Raw genomic sequence first — 25,363 nt, forward strand, 5'->3', positions numbered from 1 at the left:
GGACAAAGTTTCTGGGGCCGTGGCGCTGGGCCACGGCCACCAGAGCTATCAGCGCTTGGTGTTGGAACGGATGTTCCAGCCAAACTTGATCGCGCCGCCGTCTTTGGTGCCGTCGGCTTTCTGCGGCTGGTAGTCGACCATCACTTGGGCAAAGTTCAGGGTGACGTTCTCGGTCAGGCGGTCATCAGTGCCCGAACCGCCGGTGCTCAGGGACGTTACCAGCACTTCTTCCAGGTTGATCACCATGTACTCGACCTGGCTTTCACCACCGGCCTTGCGCACGGTCAGCTTGACCTTGTCGATGTGCTTGCCGCTGGCGCAGTGCATCATCAGGTTAGGCGACGCCTTGTCGACGTACTTGGTCAGCGACAGGTCTTGGATATTCACCTTGCCGGCGCCACCGCCACCGCCGACGTGCATGTTGCCGGACTGGGACATGCCCCAGCTCCAGTTCAGTACGTCGATTTCGTCCTTGTGGGCCTTGTCCATGGACTCGCCCTTGATGTCGCCGATCTTGATGAAAATATCAACAGCCATGTTTTCTCCCTGTGTGGCCCCTGCCACTGAATTTGGTTATGCCCCAGAAGGGGCAATGCTTTTGTGTGGGAGGGGGCTTGCTCCCGATGGCATCACCTCGGTCCGACTGAGAGACCGAGTTGCCTGCATCGGGAGCAAGCCCCTCCCACAGAAGAGCTAGCTCATCTGTGTGTTAAGCGCCTTTTGCCGAAGGCAGCTTCGATACCAGGCGCAACGACACGGTCAGCCCTTCGAGCTGGTAGTGCGGGCGCAGGTAGAACTTGGAGTTGTAGTAACCCGGGTTGCCTTCCACTTCTTCCACGATCACTTCAGCGGCAGCCAATGGGTGCTGGGCCTTGGTGGTTTCGGTGGAGTGGGCCGGGTCGCCGTCGACGTAGTTGAGGATCCAGTCCTGCAACCAGCGCTGCATCTCGTCCTTCTCTTTGAAGGAACCGATCTTGTCGCGCACGATGCACTTCAAGTAGTGAGCGAAACGGCAGGTGGCGAACAGGTACGGCAAGCGCGCAGCCAGGTTGGCGTTGGCGGTGGCGTCCGGGTCATCGTATTCGGCCGGTTTCTGCAACGACTGGGCACCGATGAAGGCGGCGAAGTCGGTGTTTTTCTTGTGCAGCAGCGGCATGAAACCGTTCTTCGCCAGTTCCGCTTCACGGCGGTCGCTGATGGCGATTTCGGTCGGGCACTTCATGTCCACACCACCGTCATCGGTAGGGAACGTGTGGGCCGGCAGGTTTTCCACTTCACCACCGGACTCCACGCCACGGATGCGCGAGCACCAGCCGTAGTGCTTGAACGAGCGGTTGATGTTCACGGCCATCGCGTAGGCGGCGTTGGCCCAGGTGTACTTGGAGCTGTCGGCGCCGTCGGTGTTTTCTTCGAAGGCGAAGGCTTCCACCGGGTCGGTCTTGGCGCCATACGGCAGGCGAGCCAGGAAGCGCGGCATGGTCAGGCCGATGTAGCGCGAGTCTTCCGATTCACGCAGCGAGCGCCAGCCGGCGTATTCCGGGGTGGTGAAGATCTTGGTCAGGTCGCGCGGGTTCGACAGTTCCTGCCACGAGCCCATGCCCATCACGGTCGGCGAAGCGGCAGCGATGAACGGGGAGTGCATGGCGGCGCAGACTTTCGACAGCTCGCCCAGCAGCTCCACGTCGGGTGGCGACTGATCGAAGTAGTAGTCGCCCACCAGGCAGCCGTACGGCTCACCGCCGAACTGGCCGTATTCTTCTTCGTACATCTTCTTGAAGATCGGGCTCTGGTCCCATGCGGTGCCCTTGAATTTCTTCAGGGTCTTGTGCAGTTCGGGCTTGGAGATGTTGAGCACGCGGATCTTGAGCTGCTCATCGCTCTCGGTGTTGTTGACGAGGTAATGCAGGCCACGCCAGGCGCTTTCCAACTGCTGGAAATCCTGGTGGTGAATGATCTGGTTGACCTGGGCGGTGAGCTTGGCGTCGATGGCCGCGATGATCGATTCGATCGACTTGATCGCGTCATTGGACACCAGGTCGGTTTGCGCCAGGGCCTGTTCGGCCAGGGTGCGCACTGCGGTTTCCACGGCTTCGCGGGCACGCTCGGTCTTTGGCTTGAATTCCTGCAGCAGCAGGTTGGCGAACTCGCTGGCTTCTTCGGTCTGGGTGCCGAGGATCTGGCTGCCTTCGCGGGCGGTATTGTCGGTCATGATTACTGGTCCCCTGCAGGCTTAGGCGCGCTGGCAAGTGCCTGAAGCAGTGCCGGGTCCTTGATTGCCTTCATGATGATTTCTTCAGCGCCGGTCTTGCCGTCCATGTAGGTCAGCAGGTTGGCCAGCTGGGTGCGGGCTTCGAGCAGCTGGTTCAGCGAATCGACCTTGCGCGCCACGGCGGCCGGGCTGAAGTCGTCCATGCTCTCGAAGGTGATGTCCAGGCTCAGGTTGCCTTCGCCGGTCAGTTCGTTGGGGACGTGGAAGGCCACGCGCGGTTGCATGGCCTTGAGGCGCGAGTCGAAGTTGTCGACGTCCACTTCAAGGAATTTGCGGTCGGCCACGGCGGCGAGCGGCTCGGCAGGTTTGCCGGCGAGGTCGGCCATCACACCCATTACGAAGGGCAGTTGGACCTTCTTCTCGGCGCCGTAGAGCTCGACGTCGTACTCGATCTGCACTCGAGGCGCACGGTTGCGCGCAATGAATTTCTGAGAACTTTGCTTCGCCACGTTGCTGCTCCTGGTCGCTTGAGCGACGGTGTTGTTACTGCATAGCCCGGTGGCTTACTCGCTGTCCGGGCCGCGCAGGTTTTCAAATTGGGACATGCCGTCGGGAATCAGATTGCGCACGATGGCCGCGAAGTCGGCGTGCACCAGGTTCTTGGCCCGATTCAACAGCACCGGCAGCGGGCTCGAAGGCTCATGCCGGGTGTAGTACGCAAGGATCTTGTCGAGGCTGCGCAGCACGTCGTCGCGGCTGGCGATATCGCCGGCCGGGCGCACTGCCACAGGCGCAGCGGCGAAGTCGACCGAGGGGGCATTGTCGTCACTGACGGCCTCGGGTTCGCCACTGTTGTCGGTGCCTGGCACCGCTTGATTGAGTATCTGCAGCGCCTGCTTGAGCGGTTGCTTCAAGGCGCTCAAGTCCACGCCCCGGGCGGAACCGACCTGGTCATTGACCTGCTCCTCGATGGCCTCACACGCCGCACGCGCTGCGCTCAAGGCGTCACGGGTGGCTTGCAGGTGCTCGGGGTCACTGTCGAGGAACGCGGCGTGGAGTTGCTGGGCACCGAGCTGCTCGTCGGCAAAAATCTGCAAGCCGCTGGCATTGAGCGCCGCCCGCAGGCTGACCGGGCCGAAGGTGCGCGAGCGCGTGAGGATGCTTTCGCGCAGCAGGCGGATGGTCGTGTCACCGGTCAGGCCGGACAGGGCGTTGACGCGCACGGTGGGGTCGTTATCGTCGTCGGCATCCAGGCGCGGGTGCAGGTCGACCCAATAGTCGCGCAGCAAGGCGTTGATCAACGAAAGAACTTCAGCCAACCCGGCCACGCCTTGCAGGGCAAGGGTGCTTTGCAGCAGAAAATGGGTGATGCGCAGGTCTTTACTGCGTTGCAGCAAATCGAGGCTTTGCTGCTGGATGCTGCGCCATTCCGGCGGTTCGGCGGGCAGGATCGAGTCGCCCATGCTGCGCTCGGGTTGGCCCTTGGCATCACGCTCCAGCTGGAGAAATTGCGCGTCATATTCCATGTCTTCGCCACAGGGCGAAGTCGGGGAAACGGCGGCGAGCAGCAACGGCACATCCACTGAGTTTGATCTCCTTATCAGCCCGATAGACGGCGGGCAATGCATGCATTAGTTGTCTGAGGAACTTTGCATGTTTTCTTGGTCATATAGTCAGAGTGCCACTACTGTGACATCAGTGATGTTCAAGAAGTTGTGCATTTTTGGTGTAGTACTTATGCCTTGTCAAGGTAAGCTATTCGTCCTCTGTGACAGATGTGCGGTGTTTAACAACCTGCGCGACTGGTGGGTCGAACGGCGCCCGCCAAGCAGGATTTTTGTCATGCAAGCCAGCTAAGATCAGCGATCTTGCGGGTTTAGGTAGATTCAGGGTCATTTTGTGTGACCTGGCGGGCATGTCCCGGGAAGCGTAGCCCCGGGAATCGACCGCGCGCGATGTAATCAGCAAGGAGGCAAGATGTCGCTGTGTTTGACTATCACTAGTTATCACAAGATTACCCCTGGGCAGTGCTCGGAAAAGTCCATGGACCAGGGCGTGATGGCTATTGGCCGCAGTTCGGATAATGACTGGGTCTTGCCTGATCCGGAGCGTCTCGTCTCTTCACAGCATTGCGTTATTCAATACAAAGATGGCCGTTATTATTTAACCGATAACAGTACAAACGGGGTGGAGTTGGTTCGCGCCGGTATCCGCATGCGCCGTGGCAATAGCGAGCCGCTGCAAGATGGTGAACTGATCCGCATCGGCGACTACGAGATCCAGGCGCGTATCGATTTCAACGTGCAAGCCGTTGATAGCCAGCCGTTTGCCGGTAATTCGCCGAACAGCTTCGAGGCGTTGATGGGCGCCGTGGCAAAGCCACCAACGCCGACCCCGGTGATCGCGCCGCAGTTCCAGGGCGCCTCGGCAATGGACACCTTGCCGGACCTGTTCGACTTCCTCAGCCCCACTGCTGTGCCGCCGCCGACCGTGGCGGATCATGTGCCGCCCGAGCAGCACGACTTCCGCCCGCCGACGCCGGTGGCGGTCGAAAAACCCGTGGTCGCAGGCTCGCTGATTCCCGATGACTGGGACCTGTTTGCCGATACCCCGGCACCGGTCGTTCCGGTTGCACCGCCACCGCCGGTCGCCCCGGTGATTCAGCCGCCGCCCGTGGTCGAGTCGGTACGCCCCGTGGCCGAGCCCCAGCAATCCCCCGACTTGTTGCAAGCGTTCCTGCGTGGCGCCGGGCTGGAGCAGTTGCGTCTGGACAAGGCCGATGCCTGCGCCCAGATGGAAAACATCGGCCGCAGCTACCGACTGATGGTCGAGGGCCTGATCGATGTATTGCGTGCCCGCGCCAGCCTCAAAGGCGAGTTCCGCATGCAGCAGACCATGATCCGGCCCGCCGAGAACAACCCGTTGAAATTCGCGCCGAATGCCGACGAAGCCTTGCTGCTGCTGCTTCGCCACGGCAACCAGGCGTTTATGGCACCGGACGCGGCCGTGCGCGACAGTTTCGATGACCTGCGTGCTCACCAACTGGCCGTGATGGCCGGCGTGGAGGCCGCGATCAAGCACCTGCTCACCCGCTTTGAACCCTCGCAGTTGGAGGAACGCATGGGCAAACCCGGCGGCTTATCGAGCCTGTTCAACGGTTCGCGCCAGGCGCAGTACTGGCAGCAGTTCACTGAGCTTTACAGCAATATTTCCCGCGAGGCCCAGGAAGATTTCCAGGACCTGTTCGGCCGCGAATTCAGCCGAGCCTACGAAGAACACAGCGCACGACAGCGGCGCTGAACACGCAGTACACGGATTTAACGGATAGCTAAGAACGTCATTGAGGACGCAGGATGATTCCCAGGTTTTTACTCGCAGCCGCTACTGTGCTGCTGCTGACGGCGTGTGCCAAGGACGCGGCCAAGCCCGAAGTGGCGGGCGAAACTGAAGCGGACACCGCCGCGGTCGAGTTGCACTTTCATGCCATTGCCGGGCTCAACCCGGGCGCCAACGGCCAGGCCGCACCCGTGCGTGTGCGCATCTTCGAGCTGAAAAATGCCGCTACCTTCGGGCGCTCCGACTACTTCGCCCTGGCGGATCGCGCGCAATCGACCCTCGGCCTGGACCTGCTGGACCAGGATGAAGTGATGGTGCAACCCGGCCAGCAACTGAGCATCCAGCGCGACCTCGACCCTGCCACGCGCCAGATCGGCTTGCTGGTGGGCTATCGCGAGCTGGACCGTGCGCAATGGCGCACGGTGATCAACGTGCCACCGCGCCAATACACCGAATATCAGATCAGCCTCGATGTACGCGCCGTACGTGCCGATGTCGTGGTTACCCCATCCAGCCCTGCCCAATAAGAAACCCTCGGAGCCCCCATGTCCTGGAACAATCGCGTGGTCTGGTCGGAAGGCATGTTCATCGGAACGCAGCACTTCCAGCAGCATGACCGTTACCTGGAGAACCTGATCGACGCCCGCAGCCGCCCGTTGTCTGCCGGTGCCTGGGGCTTTTCCGAGTTGCTGATCGACCAGGGGCTGCTGGCCCAGGGCAAGCTGGCGATCGTTTCGGCGCGCGGTCTGTTGCCGGATGGCACGCCGTTCAATATCCCTCAGGACGACCTCGCGCCGAGCCCGTTGAATATCGACGACAACCTGCGCGACGGCCTGGTGTACCTGGCCTTGCCGCTCAAGCGCGCCGGTGCCCGCGATACCGTGGAAGCGGGCGAAGCCCTGGAAGCTGCGCGGTATGTCAGCCAGGTGCGCGAAGTGCGCGATGACAATGCCCCGTTCGAGAACCGTGCGCCCGTGGCTGTCGGCTCGCGCGCACTGCGCCTGCTGACGGCCCAGGATGGCATCAGCGATTACGCCGCCGTGGGCCTTGTGCGCATCAAGGAAAAACGCGCCGACCGCGCACTGGTGCTGGATGACACTTACATCCCGCCGGTGCTCGACGTCGCCGCGAGCAAACCGTTGACGGCCTTTCGCAGTGAGCTGCTCGGCCTGCTGCACCAGCGCGGCGAAGCCCTGGCTGGCCGCGTGGTCGCCTCGGGGGCCGGTGGTGCGTCGGAGATTGCCGACTTCATGCTGCTGCAATTGGTCAACCGCGCCCAGCCGCTGCTCCAGCATTTCAGCCAGTTGAGCCCGCTGCACCCGGAGCGCTTCTTCAGTGAACTGGTGAGCCTGGCCGGCGAGTTCTCGACCTTTTCGACCTCGGGCCGGCGCCCTCAGGAATACCCGCAATACCAGCATGACGACCTGGCGCTGAGTTTCGCCCCGGTCATGCAGGCGCTGCGTGAAGCGCTGTCGATGCTGATCGACAGCAAGGCCACGCCGATCCCGATTGTCGAAAAAGCCTATGGCATCCACGTGGCCATGCTTGCCGACAAAACCCTGCTCGAGAGCGCCAGCTTCATCCTGGTGGTGCGCGCCGACGTGCCCGGCGAAACCCTGCGGGCGCGCTTCGGCCAACAGAGCAAGGTCGGCTCGGTGGAGCACATCCGTGACATGGTCAACCTGCAACTGCCGGGCATCGGCCTGCTGCCGTTGCCGGTGGCGCCACGGCAGATTCCGTATCACGCAGGCAGTACCTATTACGAGTTGGACCGGGGCAGCGAGCACTGGCAGCAACTGCACAACTCCGGCGGATTTGCCTTCCATATCGCCGGGCAGTTCCCGGGCTTGAACCTGGCCTTCTGGGCGATTCGAGGATAATTCGCGATGCATCCCAATGATGATGACCGCACCCAGTTCATGCCGCGCCCGGGTGGCCGGGCGCCAGAACCTGCGCGTGCAGAGCCGGCCCCGCTGTCGATGCCGGCCGCGCCGATGCTCACCGGCAAAAGCCAGGGCCTGAACCCGCTGGAAAGCGCCGCCGGCCCGTTGTTGGCGTTGCTCACACGCCTGCGCAACACCATCGCCCATCCGGCGCCGGCCAGCCTGCGCGCGCAGCTGCTGGCTTATTTGCGCCAGTTCGAAGAGCGTGCTGAAGCCGCCGGCATCCCGCGTAACGAAGTGCTGCTGGCCCGTTACGCGCTATGCACCGCCCTGGATGAAGCCGTGCTGAGCACGCCGTGGGGCAGCACCAGCGACTGGGGCAAGCAGAGCCTGTTGATCACGGTGCACAACGAAGCCTGGGGCGGTGAAAAAGTCTTCCAACTGCTCGACCACTGCCTGCAAAGCCCACGGGAACGCTTGTACCTGCTGGAGTTGTTGTACCTGTGCATGTGCCTGGGTTTCGAAGGCCGTTACCGTGTGATGAACGACGGGCGCAGCCAGTTGGATGCCCTGCGTGAGCGCACGGCGGCGACGATTCGCAGTGCCCGTGGTGAACACGAGCGCGAGCTGTCGCCGCACTGGCGCGGTGTGACGGTGGCGCGTGATCGCCTGGCGCAATTCATGCCGCCGTGGATCGCCGTGGCCATCGGCCTGGCGCTGCTGCTGGCGCTGTTGTTCGGCTTGCGCCTGAAACTGGCGTCGGATGCCGAGCCGGTGTTCAAGAATATCCATGCCTTGGGCGAGATCCCGGTGCAGTCGATCGACCGTCCGGTGGCACAACCCAAAATCATCGAACGCCCACGCCTGGCCGGCTTCCTGGTGGAAGACATCAAGGCTGGTCGTGTTGCCGTGGAGGATGCGGTCGACCGTTCCGTGGTGACCATTCGTGGTGATGAACTGTTCGCCTCGGCCAGTTCCAGCATCGTCGATGACTACCAGCCACTGATGCTGCGCATTGCCGACGCCATTCGCAAAGTCAAAGGCCAGGTGCGTGTCACCGGGCACAGCGACAACCGCCCGATTGCCACGCTGCGTTTCCCGTCCAACTGGGCGTTGTCCGAAGCGCGGGCCAAGTCGGTGCTGGAGATCCTGGCGGCCAAGACCGGCCAGGCCGAGCGCTTCAGCGCCGAGGGCAGAAGCGACACCGAGCCGGTGGCTACCAATGCCACCGCCGAAGGCCGTGCCCGTAATCGTCGGGTTGAAATCACCGTATTGGCGGAGGGCGTCGAGTGAAGGCGTTTTTCAGTTTCATGATTCGCTGGGTGATCCCGGTACTGGGCCTGATCGCCCTGAGCCTGATCATCTGGTTTGTCGGGCCGCTGCTCGACCTGTTGATGCCGGAAGGGCGCCGCTGGGCGCTGATCATCCTGGTGTTTGCGGTGTGGATCGCCTACCGCGTGTTCCGCATCATCCAGGCGCGTCGGCAGGCCGCCGAAGTGATGCGCAGCCTGGCGGCGCAAACCCCGGTCGACCCCAACAGTGTCGCCACCGCCGAAGAACTCAGCACCCTGCGCCAGCGCATGGACGAGGCCCTGGCGCTGCTGAAGAAAGCCAAGCTCGGTGGTGATGAGCGGCGCAACCTCTACGAATTGCCGTGGTACGTGATCATCGGCCCGCCGGGTTCGGGCAAGACCACCGCGCTGGTCAACTCCGGGCTGCATTTCCCGCTGGCGGCCCAATTGGGCGCCGGGGCCGTGCGCGGTGTCGGCGGTACGCGCAACTGCGACTGGTGGTTTACCGACCAGGCCGTGCTGCTCGATACCGCTGGCCGCTACACCACTCAAGACAGCAACTCCACGGTCGATAAAGCCGCGTGGCTGGGTTTCCTCGACCTGCTGAAAAAGCAACGCTCACGCCGCCCGATCGACGGTGCGTTCATTGCGATCAGCCTGTCGGATCTGTTGCTCGGGACTGAAGCCGAGCGCGCTGCCCACGCGGCGGCGATTCGCTTGCGTATCCAGGAGCTGTATACCCAGCTGGGCGTGCGTTTCCCCATCTACCTGATGCTGACCAAGCTCGACTTGGTGCCCGGCTTCATGGAGTTCTTCGACAACCTGAGCAAGGAAGACCGCGCCCAGGTATGGGGCATGACCTTTGCCCTGGACGACGGCAAGCACAGCGACGGCCCGCTGGCGCATCTGCAAAGCGAATTCGCAGGGCTGGAACAACGCCTCAACGAGCGCCTGGTGGAACGCCTGCAACAGGAACGCGACCCGGCGCGACGCGACCTGATCTACGGCTTCCCGCAGCAGTTCGGGGCCTTGAAGGACTGCCTGCAAAGCTTCCTCGACGGTGTGTTCAAACCCAATGCCTTCGAAGAACGCGTGCTGCTGCGCGGCGTGTACTTCACCAGCGGTACTCAGGAAGGCAGCCCGATTGATCGTTTGATCGGCGCCATGGCCCAGAGCATGAACCTGGATCGCCAGCACCTGGCCCGCCAGAGCGGCACCGGGCGCAGTTACTTCATCGAAAAACTGTTCAGCGCCGTGGCGTTTGCCGAGCGTGGGCTGGTCGGGGTGAACCCGAAGGTCGAACGTCGGCGCAAGTGGATTGCACGCGGCGTCCTGGCGGCCACCGTGGCCTTGGTGGTGGTGGTCAGCAGTTTGTGGTGGGTGAGTTATCGTGCCAACCAGGCGTATATCGCCCAGGTCGACCAGAAGGTTGCGCCATTGGGCCAGGCGGTGCAGAACCTGAGCCCGGCCCAGCGTGAAGTGCTCGTCGTGCTGCCGTTGCTCAACGCCACGAAAAACCTTGCCGGCGATCCGCCTGGCTGGGCCGAAGGCTTGGGCCTGTACCAGGGCGATATGCTCGAAGCCGAATCCGGCAGCGTGTACCGCAAACTGCTGATCGCGGTATTTGCGCCGCGTCTGGTGACGCGTATCGAAGAGCAACTGCGCGGCGGTGGCAACTCCGACTTCCTGTACGAAGGGCTCAAGGCTTACCTGATGCTTGCCGAAAGCGAGCACTACGACCCGGACTTCATCAAAGCCTGGATCGCCCTGGATTGGGACCGCAACCTGCCCCGCGATTTGCCGGCCGATCAGCGCCAGGCCTTGAGTGGGCATTTGCAGGCCCTGTTTGACCGCCATCCACCGAATGCGCGCCTCGATCCGCGGCTGATCGACGACCTGCGTCGCCAGTTGCAACAGCTGCCGGTGGCCCAGCGTGTCTACGACCGGGTCAAGCGCCAGAAATTGCCCGACGGCATCCCGGACTTTCGCATCAATGAAGCCGCCGGCCGCGATGCCGCACTGGTCTTCAGTCGCAAGAGCGGCAAGCCGCTGGGTGAGCCACTCAGTGGTTTCTTCACCGCCAAGGGCTACCGCCAGGCGTTTTTGCTGAGCAGCCTGAACCAGACCGGCACGCTCGCCGAAGAGCAATGGGTGCTGGGCCGCGAGCAGGCCGATCAACAGAACGTGGTGAGCCTGGCCGGTGACGTGCGCCGCCTGTATTTCCAGGACTACCAGCGCCAATGGGACGCGCTGTTGGCAGACATCGACTTCGTACCGATCACCAGCGTGGCCCAGGCGGCCGATGTGCTGCGGGTGATTTCCGGGCCGACCTCACCGCTGAAAAAACTGTTGGTGGCGGTGGCCAAGGAAACCGACCTGCAAGCCGAGGAACGCCAGCTGGCGGCCAAAGGCGTGCCAGTGGAAGGTGGCGTCGACAAGCTTAAGGAACGCCTGGGCAGCCTGCTCGGCCAGGAGCAACAGGCGGCCAGCCAGCCGCAGGTGGCGGACGATCCGGTGACCGCACACTTTGCCGAACTCAACGGCATCGTCAGCAAGAATGAAGGCGAGCCGGCGGCCATCGACGGCCTGCTCGCGGACATGAATGCGCTGTATGTGCAGGTCAGCGCCATGGTCGGCGCCAGTGGCGATGCCTTGCTCGGCGAGGCGAAGAACCAGGCGGCGGCTGCGGCCACGCGGGTCAGCCTGAATGCCGAGCGCCAGCCACCCTTGGTGCAGGGCATGGTCAAGTCGGTGGTCAACTCCACCACCAACAGCATGATGGGCGGGGTGCGCAACCAACTGAACGCGGCCTGGGTCAGCGAAGTGGTCAACGTGTATCGCCAGTCCCTGGTCGGGCGCTACCCGATGTCGCCGGGCAGTGCGCGGGACGCGACCCTGGATGACTTTGGCCAGTTTTTCGGCGTGGGCGGGGTCATGGACAACTACTTCCGCAAGTACCTGCAGCCGTATGTGGACACCTCCACCCCAACCTGGCGCTGGCAGCCGGGCGCGGCACAAAAGCTCGGGATCGCGCCGGGTGTGCTGCAGACTTTCCAGCGCGCGGCGGCCATTCGTGATGCGTTCTTCCGCGCCGGGGGCACCCAGCCCATCGTACGGTTCGAACTCAAGCCGGTGTCGATGGACCCGACCATCACCCAGTTCCTGCTCGACCTCGATGGCCAGCAATTGAGCTATGACCACGGCCCCAGCCGCCCGGTTGCGATGCAATGGCCGAACCCCGGCAGCATTGGCGTGGTGCGTATTTCGATCATGCCGCCGTCGGCCAGTGGGCGCTCCGGTGTGACCCTGGATGGGCCGTGGGCCTGGTTCCGCCTGCTGGAGCAGTCGGACCTCACGGCCGGTAACTCGCCGGATCGCTTCAACCTGCGCCTGCGGGTCGACGGCGCAAGCATTGCCTACGAGTTACGCGCCAACAGCGCCTTCAACCCGTTCAAGAGCCGCGTGCTCAGCGGTTTCAGTCTGCCGGAGCGGTTATGACCACGCTGGGTTTCTACGGCAAGTTGGCCAGCCGCGGTGACTTCGTCAGCCGCGCCTTGCCCCAGAGTTTTATCGGCCCGTGGGACAGCTGGTTGGCGGCAGGTCTGCTCGCCAGCCAAAACAGCCTGGGCGGCGAATGGCTCAACGTGTACCTGGTCAGCCCGTTGTGGCGCTTTGTGCTGGCGCCGGGCGTGTGCGGGCCGGATGCGGCGGCGGGTGTGGTGATGCCGAGTATCGATCGGGTCGGGCGGTATTTTCCGTTGGCGGTGGTGATCCTGCTGGACCAGGACACCAATCCTGCGTCACTCGTGGGGGGGCCGGATACCTGGTTTGAGCAGGCCGAAGAGCTGTTGCTCAGTACCCTGGACGCCGATGCCACGTTCGAAAGCTTCAACGCTGGCGTCGACAAGCTGGGCATTCCAGCCAGCGAGCTGCGAGTGGTCGACAGTCGTTTCGCCGGTTTGCAACGGATGAACGCCACGCTGCCTCACGACCGGATGACCGCGCTGGCGGAACAAGCCTGCGCCGGTGCCAGCCTCTGGTGGGGCCGCGGCTCGCAACGTATTTCCCCTGGTTTATTGCGGTGTCAGGGCTTGCCTGCCGCCGACGATTTTGCGCAGTTTTTGCTCGGACAAGAAGGTGTGGTGTAGATGGGGTCGACGTTCAAATCCGCGAGCAAAAGCCATGTGGGCATGGTGCGCCAGGTCAATGAAGACGCCTGCCTGGACCTGCCGGAAAACCGCCTGTGGGTGGTGGCCGACGGCATGGGCGGGCATGCGGCGGGTGACTATGTCAGCAGCCTGATTGTCGACAGTCTGCGTCAGGTGCCGGTAGGGCGCTCCCTCGATGAATACTCGGCGGCGCTGCGCAATGACCTGATCCGCATCAATGCGATCGTGCGTGAAGAAACCGCCAACCGTGGCGTGACCATGATGGGCAGCACCGTGGTGGTGCTGGCCGCGCGCGGCTTGCGCGGGGTGTGCCTGTGGGCCGGTGACAGTCGCCTGTACCGTCTGCGCGACGGTGCGTTGGAAAGTATTTCCCGCGACCACAGCTACGTGCAGGACCTGCAAGACAGCGGCCTGCTCAGCGAAGCCGACGCCCGCGTGCACCCACGCGCCAATATCGTCACCCGCGCGGTGGGGGTGGAAGCCCAGCTGGAGGTGGCCGTCGTCGACCTGCTGATCGCCCCCGGTGACAGCTACCTGCTGTGCAGCGACGGTCTGAACAAGACCGTCGAAGATCATGAGATCCGCGAGGTGCTGGGGCATGACGCGCCGGATGAAATCGTGCGCAGCCTGGTGCACCTGGGGCTTAACCGGGGTGCACCGGACAACATCACCACCATTGTCGTGAAGGTGTCGCCATGAACATCGTGATCCCGGGCTATGACATCGAAGGCGAGATCGGTGAAGGCGCCATGGCCAGCGTGTACCTGGCGACCCAACGCTCGCTGGAACGCAAGGTGGCGTTGAAGGTGATGGCGGCGGCACTGGCGGCCGACCCGACCTTCTGCGAGCGTTTCCTGCGCGAGGGCAAGACCCTGGCGCGGCTGTCGCATCCGCACACCGTGACCATCCATGACATCGGCAACGTCGGTGAGCTGTATTACATGGCCATGGAATACCTGCCCAATGGCACGCTCAAGGAGCGCATTGCCGCCGGCCTGACGCCGGAGCAAGGGGTCACGCTGATCCGCCAGATCGCCTCGGCGTTGGGCTATGCGCATGCCCAGGGCCTGGTCCACCGTGACGTCAAGCCTGCCAACATCCTGTTCCGCGCCGATGGCACGGCGGTGTTGTCGGACTTCGGCATCGCCAAGTCCCTGGATGATCGTACCCAGTTCACCCAAGCCGGGTTTGCCGTGGGCACGCCCAGCTACATGAGCCCGGAGCAGGCGCGGGGCCAGGAAATTGATGGTCGCGCCGACCTGTACGCGCTCGGTGTGGTGCTCTATGAAATCCTTGTCGGCAAGCTGCCGTACAACGGCACCGATGCGCTTTCCACGGCGCTGGCGCACCTGACCGAGCCGTTGCCGGAACTGCCGGTGCACCATGGCCGTTACCAAGGGGTGCTGCGCAAGTTGTTGGCCAAGGACCCGGCTGATCGGTTCCCCGATGCGGCGGCGTTGCTGCTGGCGCTCGATCAACTGCCGGCGGACTCGTTGGAAGCCACTCTGGTGCGGCCGTTGCCGGTCCCGATGAGCTTTGATCTGGGCGGCATCACCCCTGAATCCATTGAGATCCCGAGCGCACCGCCTGAGCCTGTGCGCCAACCGGTGGTGCCACCGGCGGCGTCCCAGCATAACGAGCAGCGTCGCGGGCCGGTATTGGCGTTGGCGGCGGTGGCCGTGGCGGTGGCGCTGGCCATCGGCGGCGCCAGTTATTGGTGGTTGAGCGGCACTGATAAGCCTGCCGCGCCGCCGGCCGCCGTCGTTCCCAAAACGCCGCCGCCTGAGTTGAAACCTGTGGTCGCTGACGCGGATGGCGGTCAGCACCCCTTGCTGATGGCGGGCAAAAAGACCTTGTTCCAGCGCGTGCTCAGCAAGCCTGGCGCCAAGCTTTCCAGCGATGCCGGGGCTGCGCCCGGCAAAGCCCTGCCGGCGTTCTCCGTACTGTATGTGTACCAACGCAAAGAGGTCGATGGCAGCCCTTGGGTACGCGTCGGCGCCGCTACCGATGGCCGCAGTGACGGCTGGTTGCCCGCCGCCCAGGTCAGCGATTGGAAGCAGAGCCTGGTGCTCAAGTTTACCGAGCGCTCGGGCCGGGCACCGGTGATGTTCCTGCGCCAACCCGGCGAAGTGGAAAAGTTGCTGGCCGACCCCGCAGCGGCCAAAAACGTCTTGGCCAAGGCGCAGAAAAACAGCGAAGACAATCAGCAAGTGCTGGCGCTCGAACCGACCGCCAGCGCCGTGCCGCAGAACCAGTTTTACCTGTTGCCGATCTTCGACTCCAAAGAGAGCTTCGACGAAAATGGCCAGCCGGTGCAGTTGCTCAACGTGGCGTCCATCGATCCTGGCAGCAGCGTTGCCAAGCCGGCTGTACCCTCGGTCAGTGCCGATGCGTTCCGTACCGCTGTGGTGCTGGTGGTCGACACCACCGTATCGATGCAGCCCTACATCGACCAGGTACGTGACGTGGTGCATGAGTTGCAAACCCGTATCGCCGAACGCGGTGAGCTGGACAGCGTCAGCTTCGGCCTGGTGGGTTTTCGCAACAGCATCAAGAAAACCCCGGGCCTGGAATACGTGGCCAAGACCTTGATCACCCTGGATCAGGGTCGCGACCCGCAGCGCTTTCTCGACATGGCGCGGCAAGTCAAAGCGTCCACGGTGTCCAGCCATTCGTTCAACGAAGACGCTTTTGCTGGGGTGATGCAGGCCGTGGATGGCATGGATTGGTCCGGCTATGGCGGGCGCATTATCCTGCTGGTCACTGACGCCGGCGCGTTGCGCAAGAACGACCCGTTCGCCGCCACCCAGATGAACGAAGCCGAAGTGCGCCAGGCCGCATTGGGTAAGCAGATCAAGATCTACGCGTTGCACCTGCGTACCGATGCCGGCAAGAAAACCCACGCCGGTGCCGAGAGCCAGTACCGCATCCTCACGGCTGACGCCAACCCGCAGATCGGCGACCTGTACACGCCAGTGCCGGGCGGCGATGTGCGCAAACTGGGCGAGCGTGTCGATGAGATCGGCACGGTGTTCGCCAACCTCGTCCACCAAGTGCGCAGCAACACACCGCAGCCGGTGCCGTTGCTGAGCAGCGCGCCGAGCCTGGCGGACAAATCCGCTGCCGTCGGCTATGCCATGCACATGGATTTCCTCGGGCGCAAAACCGCCAGCCAGGCACCGCAACTGGTCAGCGCCTGGACCGCCGACCGCGACCTGACCAACCCGGCGCTGCCGGCGTTCCAGGTGTGCGTGATGCTGACCAAGTTGCAGCTCAACGATTTGCAGCAATCGCTGAAACTGATCGTCGACGCGGCGCGCAAAACCCAAAGCTCACCCAAGGACTTCTTCCAGGAAATCGCCAGTGCCTCGGCCTACATGAGCCGCGACCCGCAGGCGTTGCGCAAGGGCGGCAATCTGGCCGATGGCGGCCTCCTCGGCGAATACCTGGAAGGCCTGCCGTACCGCAGCAAGTCGCTGAACATGACCCAGGACTTGTGGTTGTCGTTGAGCGTGGCCGAACAGGAAGACTTTATCGACGAGCTGGATTCGAAAATCCGCCTTTACGAAACCTTCCACAATGACCTGGCCAACTGGGTTCGTTTCGGCGATGCCGAGCCGGGCGATGCGTTGTACCGCGTGCCGTTGTCGACGTTGCCGTAATGCTGAACCTGAGCGCAATGCACAAGAGCCGGGGCGTGGGTAGCCAGCGTTACAGCCTGGTGATCCCGGCGCTGCACCTGCGCGCGGGTGAGCAACTGGCGATCGTCGGGCCCAGCGGTTGTGGCAAGAGCACCTTGCTGGATCTATTGGCGTTAGTGCTGGCGCCGGATCAGGTGGGGCAGTTCGAGTTCAATCAGCAGGACATCGGCGGGCTGTGGCGAGCGGATCGGCAATCGACGTTGGCCGAGCTGCGCAGCCGGCATCTGGGCTACGTGCTGCAAACCGGCGGATTGTTGGGGTTTCTCGATGTGCGCGGCAATATCGCCTTGTCGCGCAAACTGCTCGGTTTGCCGGATGACGGCAGCGTGACACGGCTGGCCGCGCAGTTGGAGATCAGTGACCAGTTGGCCAAGAAACCCGCTGCATTGTCGGTAGGCCAGCGTCAGCGCGTCAGTTGTGCACGCGCCTTGGCCCACGGGCCGCAACTGGTGTTGGCGGATGAGCCGACCGCGTCGCTGGACCCACTGAATGCCGAACGGGTCATGCAGGCGCTGCTGGCACAGGCTCGCGAACACCGTGCCGCCTGTGTGATCGCCACCCATGACGAGCCTTTGGCCCGTGCCAGTGGCTTGCAGGTGCGGCGCATCAGTTGCCGTCGCGACACGGATGGCGGCGTCACCGCCACCCTCGGGGAGGCCTGTTGATGCGCATCGGCTTGGTGGCGTCCCTGGCCTGGCAGGATTACCGCAATGATGCCTGGCTGTCGGCCTGCTCAGTGTTGGCGTTGGTGGCGGTGATCGCGCCGTTGCTGGTGTTATTTGGCTTGAAATTTGGACTGGTTGGCAGTTTGACCGAACGTTTGGAGACCGACCCCGCCACCCGTGAAATTATTCCGTTGGGCGGTGGTCGATTCAGCGCTGCGTTTGTCGAGCAACTGGGACAACGTAGCGACGTGGCGTTTGCCGTGCCGCGTACACGGCAGATTGCAGCGACGGCGCAGGTCGGCACGCTGACCCTGGAAATGCTGCCGACCGCGCCGGATGACCCGTTGCTGGCCGGTTTGCCGATGCCCAAGGGCATGGACCAGATCGTGCTGAGCCACACCGCCGCCGAAAAGCTTGCGGCACGCCCCGGCGATTGGCTGGACACCCGCTTTGCGCGGCAAGTGGCCGGGCGTGTCGAAGCCCGGGGCATGCGTGTGCAGGTGCTGGCAGTGCTGCCGTTGGAGGCGTTTGCCCGTGATGGGCTGTTTGCCGACCTGGGCCTGCTGGAAGCAGCCGAAGATTATCGCGACGGCCGTGCGGTGCCGGCGCTGGGGTGGGAAGGTGACGCGGTCGGTGCGAGTGAGCAGCGGGTGTACCCGGCATTTCGCCTGTACGCACGCCGTCTCAGCGATGTAGAAGTGTTACGTGTGTATTTCGCCGGGCAGAACCTGTTGGTATCGACCCAGGCGAACACTATCGCGCAGGTGCAGTCGTTGAGCCGCAACCTGTCGATCGTATTCTGGGTCATCGCCGGGTTGGCCTTGGCGGGCGCATTCGCGGCCATCTTCGCCGGGGCCTTGGCCGCCGTGGCGCGCAAGCGCCGGGAATTGTCGGTGTTACGCCTGTTGGGCTTTTCAACCGTTGGGCTGTTGTGGTTTGTGGTGGTGCAGGCGTTGTACAGCGCAGGTGCTGCCGCCGTGCTCAGTGCAGGGTTGTATGGCCTGGCCGAGGCAGGGTTGAATAAGCTATTTGTGCAGGTTCCGGGCGAATACGCCAGCCACCTGCTGGCGCGTCATTACGGCCTGGCCCTGGTTGCAGTCCTCGGCGTCAGCGCCGTGGCGGCGGCCTGTGGTGGTTGGCGTGTGGCGCGGATCCAGGCTTCTGAAGGAATCAGAGATGTATAAGTTACTGGGTGCCTGTGTGGTGCTGAGCCTGGCCTCGCTGGCCTGGGCTGATGAGGCGAGCGACAAGCTCGACAATCCCAAACCGCTGCCGGACGACGTGAGCCTGCCGCTGCCGTGCGAAGGCAACATGGTGTTCCGTTACGCCTACGTACTGGCCCAGGGCACCCTGGATGATCGCGAAATCAGCCTCGGCTACCCCTTCGCCGAAGGCGAGGCGGGTTACCAGCAATCGTTTATTTCCGGCTACCGGCGCGACTTCATCAACGGCCAGTTCACCCTCAAGGATCTGCCCAAGGATTGGAACAACGTCATTGCGCCCTTGATGCCGAAGACCGACGCCAAGACCCCGCTCAAGCCCATGCTGTACTTCATCGGCAAGTACGAAGTGACCGCGCGCCAATACGCTGCGGTGATGGCCCAGGCGCAGTCCCTGGCCAGCGGCGAGCCGGCGCCGGCCTGCGACATTCCCACCGGCATGGCGGCGCGGCTGCCCAAGGTGAAGCTGTCACGCTTTGAAGCCGAACGCTTCTCGGCGGTGTACAGCGCCTGGTTGATGAAATACCACCGTGATTTGCTGCCGGTCAGCGGTCGCGGCTCTTCGGCGGAAGACGGTGGCCTGGGGTTTGTGCGCCTGCCCACCGAAGTGGAATGGGAATACGCCGCACGCGGCGGGCAGGCGGTGAGCCGCCAGGAGTTGGAGGGGCGGCTGTTCCCTCGGCGTGTCGAAGGCCATGAAGGCGAAGGCCCGCTGGCGGATTACGCGGTGTTCAACCAGGTGGCCGGCGGCACCGGCCAGGCTGCACGCCTGATGCCCATCGGCACCAAGTTGCCCAACCCGATCGGCCTGTTCGATGTGATCGGCAACGCTGCGGAGATGGTCCAGGAGTCCTTCCAGTTGGTGCACGCCGGGCGACGCCAGGGCACCTACGGCGGCTTTGTGGTCAAGGGCGGCAATTACCTCGAAGGCGAGGGCACGCTGTTTACCGGCATGCGCCGTGAGTACCCGCTGTTCGCCGCCGACGGCACCGAGCAAAGCAATGAGACCACCGGTTTCCGTGTGGCGATCGGCGCGCTGTCGGCGCCGCGTTCACGCTACAAGGAGCTGTTTGCCCAATGGCAGAAAGAAGGGCGCCTGGCCGCACTGACCGATGCCATCGACGAAGCCCAGGACCCGACCAAGCGCCTGGACACCATCATTGCCGCCAGTGTCGACCCCAAGCTGCAAGCCGAGCTGGGGCTGGTCAACGAAGAGCTCAAGCGCAACGTCTCGCTGATCGCCCAGCAACGCGAAGAGGCGGCGGGCAACCTGATTCAGTCCGCTGCGTTGGTGGCCGAGACCATCAGCAACTACAACATCCGCCTGATCAACCTGCAGAAGAGCCGCGATCAGGCGGTCGCCAACAAGGACGAAGCCAGTGCGACGCTGTTCGCTACGGCCATCGACAATGGCCGCAGCGCCCTCGACGGCGCGGTGGCGATCTATATCGACAACCTGGCCACCGGCACGCGCTATACCGATGCGGTGATCCAGGCTCAGTTTCAACGGATCAAGGAAGAGTTGGATCGCAAACCTGTGCTCGGCAAGAGCTTGGTGACGCGCGCGACACTGTTCGTTCGCCATGTCGGCAACTACCGCAAGCAACAGCGGGCCGACCCGGCAACGATCTTGAAGGAACTGCTCGCAGCGAGCGGTCAGCGGTCTTGACCGTTGGTTGTGCGGCGAGCTTGGAAGGGACTCAGGCGGCGGTGGGCCGTGCTGGGCAAGTCAAACTTAACAGAGATCACACCTATGCTTTTTTCCCGTAAGGCGGTTTCCAAGCGTCACCTGCTGCTGATCGCAGCCGGTTTCAGTACCGTATTGACTGGTTGCGCCACGTCACCGGCCTCCAAGGTCGCGTCGAGCACCAAGGTCGAGTACTACCCGAACTGCTACGAGCCGGTGCAGCACCTGCGCGCCACCGATTCGAACATGACCAAGTCGGTGGTGACCGGTGCGGCCCTCGGCGCGGCCGGTGGTGCATTGCTGGGTGCCCTGACCGGCGACGCCGACAAGCGCGGTCGTAACGCGGCCATTGGTGCTGCGGGCGGGGCACTGGCTGGCGGCGCGGCGGGTTACTACACCGAGCGTCAAAAGCAGATCGCCGATGACAAGCAGCGCATCGCGTCCTACTCCACCGACTTCAATAAAAGCGCGTCCGACATCGACCGCAGCACCGCTTACGCCAAAGCGTCCCAGCAGTGCTATCAGAGCGCGTTCACCCAGCTGGTGAACGACCGCAAGGCCAAGACCGTCAACGACACCGAAGGCCGCAAGCGCCTGGCGGAAATCGTCGCGGGCCTGAAGGAGTCCAACGACCTGATCGTCGCGGTCAACGGCAAGGCCAGTGAAGACCTGAACAACTACACCCAGGCTTATGAGAAAGACCTGCAACAGGTTGGCGTGCAACGCACCGACGTGGTCACCGTGGCCACCGCCGACACCACGCCTGTGGTAGCGCCGACCAAGGGTAAGAAAGCCGTAAAACCTGCGAAAAAGCCGGTGCTGCCAACCGTGCCTAAAGAAGCGGTCACTACCGAGAAGAGCATCCAGACCGTGCAGGCCAAGCAAGCTGAAAGCAAGCAGGTTGCCAGCGCCGGCAAGGCCCAGATCGAAGGCACTTGCCGCGATCCGAACCTGGCCGATTGGGCGCCTGTGCCTTGCCCTAACGTTTAAGCAAGATGTTGCTATAAGCGTTAAACGCCTGCCGATCTCCCGCTAAAGCGCGAGATCGGTGGCGTTCTGCCTGCAAATCGTTACACTGCTGCGGCCACTTAACAAATACACCGAGGCCGTGTGCATGAAATTTCGTCTTCTGCTGTGGGTGCTGGGCCTGATGATGGGCAAAGCCAGCCGCACCAATCCTGCCTTCCAGCAACAGTTGGGTGATAAAGACCTGGCGTTCCAGTTGCAGACCCTCGACGGCAAGGTTGCCCGTCACTTCATCGTCAAAGACCAGCGCATCACCAGCCGTTCGGGTGTACACCCGTCACCGGCATTTGCCATCGCCTTCAAAGACGCTGCCTACGGCTTCGCCACGATGCAGGCGAAGAACAAGCAACTGGCGTTCATGACGGGGATTCAGGACAAGTCGATCCAGATCAAGGGAAACCCGGCGCTGGTAATCTGGTTCCAGGGCTTGACCAAGTATTTGAAGCCGAAGAAAAAGAAAGCCTGACACCGCTTTGTAGTGAACGGGCTTGCCCCGCGCTGGGTGGCGTAGCCGCCCTAAACCCAGGCACCTCGGTCTCTCTGAAACACCGCGGCGTTCCTGTTGGGGCGGCTTTGCCACCCAGCGCGGGGCAAGCCCGCTCACTACACAAGCTGAGCGTCAGCCCTGGTTGAACTGCGACGCCAACTCGCGCAACAACACCTCGGCATCCAGCACTTTACCCACCACGTCCTCTGCCTTGTCACGGCTTAACCCGAGGCGCTCGAGCAGCGCCTCCGGGATCGCTTCATCCGGCCCGGAACCGATGCCACGGCTGCGCAGCAAACGTACGGCCAGGCACACCAGGTTCGGGTACTCGGCGTATTGGCCATCGTAGGTCGGGTCGTGCTGGAAGCGCAGGGCGGTGGACAGTTCGTCCGGCATGTCCCAGTAGCGCATCAGCCAGGCGCCGATCTGCTCGCGGCTGATGCCCAGCAGGTGCTGTTCGACATAGCTGTGGCACAGGTGCGGGTTGACCTCCAGGTGGCGGCAGATCAACGAGAAATGTGGCGGGAATACGTGAGCCAGCAGCAGGTAACCGAAGTTGTGCAGCAGGCCGGCCAGGTAGGTCAGGCCGGCTTCCGGGCGCTGGGCGCGCGGCATGGCGCGGGTCAGGCCCTCGATCACGGCGGCGGTGTAGATCGATTGGTGCCAGTACGGGGTGGCCTGGTGCGGATGGTCTTTGGGCAGGCTCAGGGTCTTGCCCAGGGCCAGGCCAAGTGCCAGGTTGATCACCAGGTCAAAGCCCAGCACACGCACGATGGCGTCTTCCACTGAGCGAATCTTGCCTGGCGAGGCGTAGTACGGCGACGCTGCCCAGCTCACCACTTGGGCAGCCAGGGCCGGGTCGGTTTCGACCACGCCGGTAATGTCATCGATGGTGGCGTTGGGGTCGACGCGCAACTTGATGATTTTTTGCGCGGTATCGGCCAGCGGCGGAATTTCGATGGTCGCTTCCAGGCGTTGCTGGATACGACGGGCGGTAAACGCCTGCATCGCCTGGGTAATTTCCTCGCGGTCATCATTGGGACGATCGAGGTTAGGGCGGATGTTGCTCAACGGCTCGCCGAAGTGCCCGGCGCTGGCCTTGGTGAGCATGGTCTTGAACATGTCGCTGGCAATTTCCAGCAGCAGCCCGGCTTCGCCCGAATGCACCAGCAGGCTCGGTTCGTTGAGCAAGCTGCCTTCGTACAGGCATGGCGAGCTGGTGAGCGCGGGCAGCCCGGGTAGCAGGCTCAATTCATGCTTGCCCAGCATGCGTTCGATGCGCTCCGGCGCTACGGCCGTCAGGCGGCGCCCGGTCAGTTCGGCCAAGCGGTTGAGGTCAAGCAACTGGTTCTGGGGGAACAGCACCATGAGAGCGCCAACGGCATCTTCCAGCAGTACCGCCTGGACCTTTCGCACGGGATTCAGGCCAGGTTGTTCGGCAACTTCCGTGTAGGGGATGGCGAGCTTTGCGAGCAGAGCCCGAATGACCGGCGGAGCGGTCAGTGGGGCTGTGGCGAGGGCTACTTCTGACATGGCCTGATCCAAATTCGTACAGTCCAAGAAGTATAACCAGCTTGATACAGGTGTTGGTCGGAAAGTGAGGCAGGCGTCACACTTGGCCGTATTGCTGTCCATGTCGTAGCCAACGATTCAGCAATGGGCTGACATGCTCCGGCCAGCGCTCCAGTAGCGCTTGTGCCGCGTCACGCACGGCGGGCAACAGGTCGGCGTCGCGCATCAGGTCGGCGACCTTGAATTGCAGCAGGCCGGTCTGGCGGGTGCCGAGCATTTCGCCGGGGCCGCGCAGTTCGAGGTCTTTCTCGGCGATGACAAAACCGTCGTTGGTTTCACGCATGATGCCCAGGCGCTGACGACCGATTTGCGACAGCGGCGGGTGATACAGCAGCACGCAATGGCTGGCCGCGCTGCCCCGGCCGACACGGCCGCGCAGCTGGTGCAGTTGCGCCAAGCCCAGGCGCTCGGGGTTTTCGATGATCATCAGGCTGGCGTTGGGTACGTCCACACCCACCTCGATTACCGTGGTGGCCACCAGCAGTTGCAGGTTGCCGGCCTTGAATTCGGCCATCACCGCGGCTTTTTCCGCAGGCTTCATGCGGCCATGGATCAACCCGACCTTCAATTCGCCCAAGGCGCTGCTGAGGTCTTCGTACGTGGTTTCGGCGGCCTGGCAGGTCAGTTCTTCGGACTCTTCGATCAGCGTGCACACCCAATAGGCCTGACGACCTTCGGCGCAGGCCCCGCGTACGCGCTCGATCACTTCCACGCGGCGGGTGTCGGTGACCAGGACGGTATTGACGGGGGTACGGCCGGGAGGCAGTTCGTCGAGGATCGAGGTGTCGAGGTCGGCATAGGCGCTCATGGCCAGGGTGCGCGGGATCGGGGTGGCGGTCATGATCAACTGGTGCGGGTTCATGCGCCCGCCCACGCCTTTCTGGCGCAGGGCCAGGCGCTGCTGCACGCCGAAGCGGTGTTGCTCGTCGATGATCACCAGTGCCAGGTTCTTGAACTGCACTTCGTCCTGGAACAATGCGTGGGTGCCGACCACCATCGGCGCACCTGCGGCGATCTGTTCCAGCGCCGCCGCACGGTTCTTGCCCTTGAGCTTGCCGGCCAGCCACGCGACTTCCAGGCCCAAGGGTTCGAGCCAGCGTTTGAAGGTAATGAAATGCTGTTCGGCAAGGATTTCTGTAGGCGCCATCAGCGCGACCTGGTAACCGGCCTCCAGTGCTTGCAGGGCGGCGAGGGCGGCGACCACGGTCTTGCCGGCGCCTACGTCGCCCTGGATCAGACGCAGCATCGGTTCCTGCTGGCTCAAGTCGTAGGCGATTTCATTGCCGACGCGCTGTTGTGCTCCGGTCGGGGTAAAGCCGAGGTTGGCCAAGTAGAGTGCGGGCAAACGCGTGGCCTTGGGCATCGCCGGCGCGCGCAGCGAACGCATGCTCTCGCGCAGGCGTTGCTGGGACAGTTGGTGGGTCAGCAGTTCTTCGAAGGCCAGGCGGTGCTGGGCCCAGTGATGACCCAGGGCCAGTTCGTCGACATCGGCGTCGGCGGGTGGGTGATGCAGGTAGCGGATCGCATCGTCCAGGGGCGCCAATTGGTAATCGCGGGCAAGCTCCAGGGGCAGCCAGTCGGGCAGGCTCTTCGGGCCGAGCATCGTCAGGGTCTGCATGCACAGCTGGCGCAGGCGTTGTTGAGTCAAGCCTTCGGTGAGCGGGTAGATGGGCGTCAGCGTGGTATCTACCGGCGGCGGCTCGTCGCCAGTGATGGCGCGGTATTCCGGATGGTAGATCTCCAGGCCCGAGGCGCCGGGGCGCGCCTCACCGTAGCAGCGTACGCGGGTGCCCCGCTTGAGGCCCTCTTTCTGTGCGTTGCTGAAGTGGTAGAAGCGCAGGCTCAGCCCGCCGGTGCCGTCCTGCAGGCGTATCACCAGGCTGCGGCGCTTGCCCATGACCACGTCGGCACCGCTGACGGTGCCTTCGATCACCGCATCCTGCCCAGGCCGCAACTGGCCGATAGGCACCACGCGGGTGCGGTCCTGATAGCGCAGCGGCAGATGGAACAGCACGTCCTGGAGGTTTTCCAGGCCGACCTTGGCCAGTTTTTCGGCCATGGCTTCACCGACACCCTTGAGTGCCGTCACCGACACCTGCGACAGTTCAGTCATACG

19 protein-coding genes are annotated in these 25,363 nt (G+C 63.3%); 13 read left to right on the forward strand and 6 right to left on the reverse strand.

What is annotated here, in order from left to right:
- Nucleotides 1-48 precede the first annotated feature (48 nt).
- From DK870_RS10270 to tssA, 4 genes are all read right to left on the reverse strand, one after another.
- On the reverse strand, nucleotides 49-537 hold the full coding sequence (locus DK870_RS10270) for a type VI secretion system tube protein Hcp (protein WP_060756662.1): 489 nt from the start codon (nucleotides 535-537) through the stop codon (nucleotides 49-51).
- 172 nt (nucleotides 538-709) lie between these two features.
- On the reverse strand, nucleotides 710-2,209 hold the full coding sequence (gene tssC, locus DK870_RS10275; protein ID WP_060756663.1) for a type VI secretion system contractile sheath large subunit: 1,500 nt from the start codon (nucleotides 2,207-2,209) through the stop codon (nucleotides 710-712).
- 2 nt (nucleotides 2,210-2,211) lie between these two features.
- Nucleotides 2,212-2,718 (reverse strand): type VI secretion system contractile sheath small subunit, encoded by a 507-nt coding sequence (gene tssB / locus DK870_RS10280; RefSeq protein WP_003231688.1) that lies wholly within the window; start codon nucleotides 2,716-2,718, stop codon nucleotides 2,212-2,214.
- A gap of 54 nt (nucleotides 2,719-2,772) precedes the next feature.
- A complete protein-coding gene (gene tssA / locus DK870_RS10285) occupies nucleotides 2,773-3,792 on the reverse strand; it encodes a type VI secretion system protein TssA (protein ID WP_060756664.1) in 1,020 nt (339 codons plus the stop codon).
- A gap of 394 nt (nucleotides 3,793-4,186) precedes the next feature.
- Between tssA and tagH the strand changes: the two genes are divergently transcribed.
- The 13 genes from tagH (at nucleotide 4,187) to DK870_RS10350 (ending at nucleotide 21,654) form a co-directional block, all read left to right on the forward strand.
- Nucleotides 4,187-5,509, forward strand: a complete 1,323-nt coding sequence (gene tagH, locus DK870_RS10290; RefSeq protein ID WP_161548594.1) for a type VI secretion system-associated FHA domain protein TagH — start codon at nucleotides 4,187-4,189, stop codon at nucleotides 5,507-5,509.
- A 53-nt stretch (nucleotides 5,510-5,562) separates the two neighbouring features.
- Nucleotides 5,563-6,072, forward strand: a complete 510-nt coding sequence (gene tssJ, locus DK870_RS10295; protein WP_060756666.1) for a type VI secretion system lipoprotein TssJ — start codon at nucleotides 5,563-5,565, stop codon at nucleotides 6,070-6,072.
- Nucleotides 6,073-6,090: 18 nt separating this feature from the next.
- Entirely contained in the window at nucleotides 6,091-7,425 is a 1,335-nt protein-coding gene (tssK, locus tag DK870_RS10300; RefSeq protein WP_161548595.1) for a type VI secretion system baseplate subunit TssK, read from the forward strand.
- 6 nt (nucleotides 7,426-7,431) lie between these two features.
- Complete coding sequence (locus DK870_RS10305; protein ID WP_060756668.1) at nucleotides 7,432-8,721, forward strand: DotU family type VI secretion system protein; 1,290 nt, start codon at nucleotides 7,432-7,434, stop codon at nucleotides 8,719-8,721.
- On the forward strand, nucleotides 8,718-12,218 hold the full coding sequence (tssM, locus tag DK870_RS10310) for a type VI secretion system membrane subunit TssM (RefSeq protein WP_161548596.1): 3,501 nt from the start codon (nucleotides 8,718-8,720) through the stop codon (nucleotides 12,216-12,218). Before DK870_RS10305 ends, tssM begins: the two co-directional genes overlap by 4 nt.
- Nucleotides 12,215-12,868 (forward strand): type VI secretion system-associated protein TagF, encoded by a 654-nt coding sequence (gene tagF / locus DK870_RS10315; protein ID WP_161548597.1) that lies wholly within the window; start codon nucleotides 12,215-12,217, stop codon nucleotides 12,866-12,868. The genes tssM and tagF overlap by 4 nt, the downstream gene beginning before the upstream one ends.
- Entirely contained in the window at nucleotides 12,869-13,588 is a 720-nt protein-coding gene (locus DK870_RS10320; protein WP_090367946.1) for a PP2C family serine/threonine-protein phosphatase, read from the forward strand.
- On the forward strand, nucleotides 13,585-16,551 hold the full coding sequence (locus tag DK870_RS10325; protein ID WP_161548598.1) for a serine/threonine-protein kinase: 2,967 nt from the start codon (nucleotides 13,585-13,587) through the stop codon (nucleotides 16,549-16,551). Before DK870_RS10320 ends, DK870_RS10325 begins: the two co-directional genes overlap by 4 nt.
- The gene (locus DK870_RS10330) at nucleotides 16,551-17,255 is read left to right on the forward strand and encodes an ABC transporter ATP-binding protein (protein WP_060756673.1); all 705 of its coding nucleotides are present in this window, start codon (nucleotides 16,551-16,553) and stop codon (nucleotides 17,253-17,255) included. Before DK870_RS10325 ends, DK870_RS10330 begins: the two co-directional genes overlap by 1 nt.
- Nucleotides 17,255-18,439 (forward strand): ABC transporter permease, encoded by a 1,185-nt coding sequence (locus DK870_RS10335; protein ID WP_161548599.1) that lies wholly within the window; start codon nucleotides 17,255-17,257, stop codon nucleotides 18,437-18,439. Before DK870_RS10330 ends, DK870_RS10335 begins: the two co-directional genes overlap by 1 nt.
- Nucleotides 18,432-20,144, forward strand: a complete 1,713-nt coding sequence (locus DK870_RS10340; RefSeq protein WP_104995026.1) for an SUMF1/EgtB/PvdO family nonheme iron enzyme — start codon at nucleotides 18,432-18,434, stop codon at nucleotides 20,142-20,144. The genes DK870_RS10335 and DK870_RS10340 overlap by 8 nt, the downstream gene beginning before the upstream one ends.
- An 84-nt stretch (nucleotides 20,145-20,228) precedes the next feature.
- Nucleotides 20,229-21,152 carry a type VI secretion system-associated lipoprotein TagQ gene (gene tagQ / locus DK870_RS10345; protein ID WP_161548600.1) on the forward strand — a complete coding sequence of 308 codons (924 nt, stop codon included), beginning with the start codon at nucleotides 20,229-20,231 and terminating at the stop codon, nucleotides 21,150-21,152.
- A 124-nt stretch (nucleotides 21,153-21,276) separates the two neighbouring features.
- Complete coding sequence (locus DK870_RS10350; RefSeq protein ID WP_104995025.1) at nucleotides 21,277-21,654, forward strand: helicase; 378 nt, start codon at nucleotides 21,277-21,279, stop codon at nucleotides 21,652-21,654.
- 153 nt (nucleotides 21,655-21,807) lie between these two features.
- On the opposite strand, the gene DK870_RS10355 is transcribed toward DK870_RS10350, so the two are convergent.
- Nucleotides 21,808-23,208, reverse strand: coding sequence for an aminoacyl-tRNA deacylase and HDOD domain-containing protein (locus DK870_RS10355; protein ID WP_161548601.1), 1,401 nt, complete (start codon nucleotides 23,206-23,208; stop codon nucleotides 21,808-21,810).
- Between the two features lie 76 nt (nucleotides 23,209-23,284).
- A complete protein-coding gene (recG, locus tag DK870_RS10360) occupies nucleotides 23,285-25,360 on the reverse strand; it encodes an ATP-dependent DNA helicase RecG (protein ID WP_161548602.1) in 2,076 nt (691 codons plus the stop codon).
- Nucleotides 25,361-25,363: the final 3 nt, after the last annotated feature.

Source organism: Pseudomonas sp. Q1 (genome assembly GCF_009935975.1).
Classification (GTDB): domain Bacteria; phylum Pseudomonadota; class Gammaproteobacteria; order Pseudomonadales; family Pseudomonadaceae; genus Aquipseudomonas; species Aquipseudomonas palleroniana.

Bases quoted from the DNA above. Each gene is read 5' to 3' on its own strand.
- tagF (WP_161548597.1), top strand. From the start codon at position 12,215: ATGACCACGCTGGGTTTCTACGGCAAGTTGGCCAGCCGCGGTGACTTC.
- tssJ (WP_060756666.1), top strand. From the start codon at position 5,563: ATGATTCCCAGGTTTTTACTCGCAGCCGCTACTGTGCTGCTGCTGACG.
- DK870_RS10325 (WP_161548598.1), top strand. From the start codon at position 13,585: ATGAACATCGTGATCCCGGGCTATGACATCGAAGGCGAGATCGGTGAA.
- tagQ (WP_161548600.1), top strand. From the start codon at position 20,229: ATGCTTTTTTCCCGTAAGGCGGTTTCCAAGCGTCACCTGCTGCTGATC.
- DK870_RS10320 (WP_090367946.1), top strand. From the start codon at position 12,869: ATGGGGTCGACGTTCAAATCCGCGAGCAAAAGCCATGTGGGCATGGTG.
- DK870_RS10335 (WP_161548599.1), top strand. From the start codon at position 17,255: ATGCGCATCGGCTTGGTGGCGTCCCTGGCCTGGCAGGATTACCGCAAT.
- tagH (WP_161548594.1), top strand. From the start codon at position 4,187: ATGTCGCTGTGTTTGACTATCACTAGTTATCACAAGATTACCCCTGGG.
- DK870_RS10305 (WP_060756668.1), top strand. From the start codon at position 7,432: ATGCATCCCAATGATGATGACCGCACCCAGTTCATGCCGCGCCCGGGT.
- DK870_RS10340 (WP_104995026.1), top strand. From the start codon at position 18,432: ATGTATAAGTTACTGGGTGCCTGTGTGGTGCTGAGCCTGGCCTCGCTG.
- DK870_RS10355 (WP_161548601.1), bottom strand. From the start codon at position 23,208: ATGTCAGAAGTAGCCCTCGCCACAGCCCCACTGACCGCTCCGCCGGTC.
- DK870_RS10350 (WP_104995025.1), top strand. From the start codon at position 21,277: ATGAAATTTCGTCTTCTGCTGTGGGTGCTGGGCCTGATGATGGGCAAA.
- DK870_RS10330 (WP_060756673.1), top strand. From the start codon at position 16,551: ATGCTGAACCTGAGCGCAATGCACAAGAGCCGGGGCGTGGGTAGCCAG.
- tssC (WP_060756663.1), bottom strand. From the start codon at position 2,209: ATGACCGACAATACCGCCCGCGAAGGCAGCCAGATCCTCGGCACCCAG.
- recG (WP_161548602.1), bottom strand. From the start codon at position 25,360: ATGACTGAACTGTCGCAGGTGTCGGTGACGGCACTCAAGGGTGTCGGT.
- tssK (WP_161548595.1), top strand. From the start codon at position 6,091: ATGTCCTGGAACAATCGCGTGGTCTGGTCGGAAGGCATGTTCATCGGA.
- DK870_RS10270 (WP_060756662.1), bottom strand. From the start codon at position 537: ATGGCTGTTGATATTTTCATCAAGATCGGCGACATCAAGGGCGAGTCC.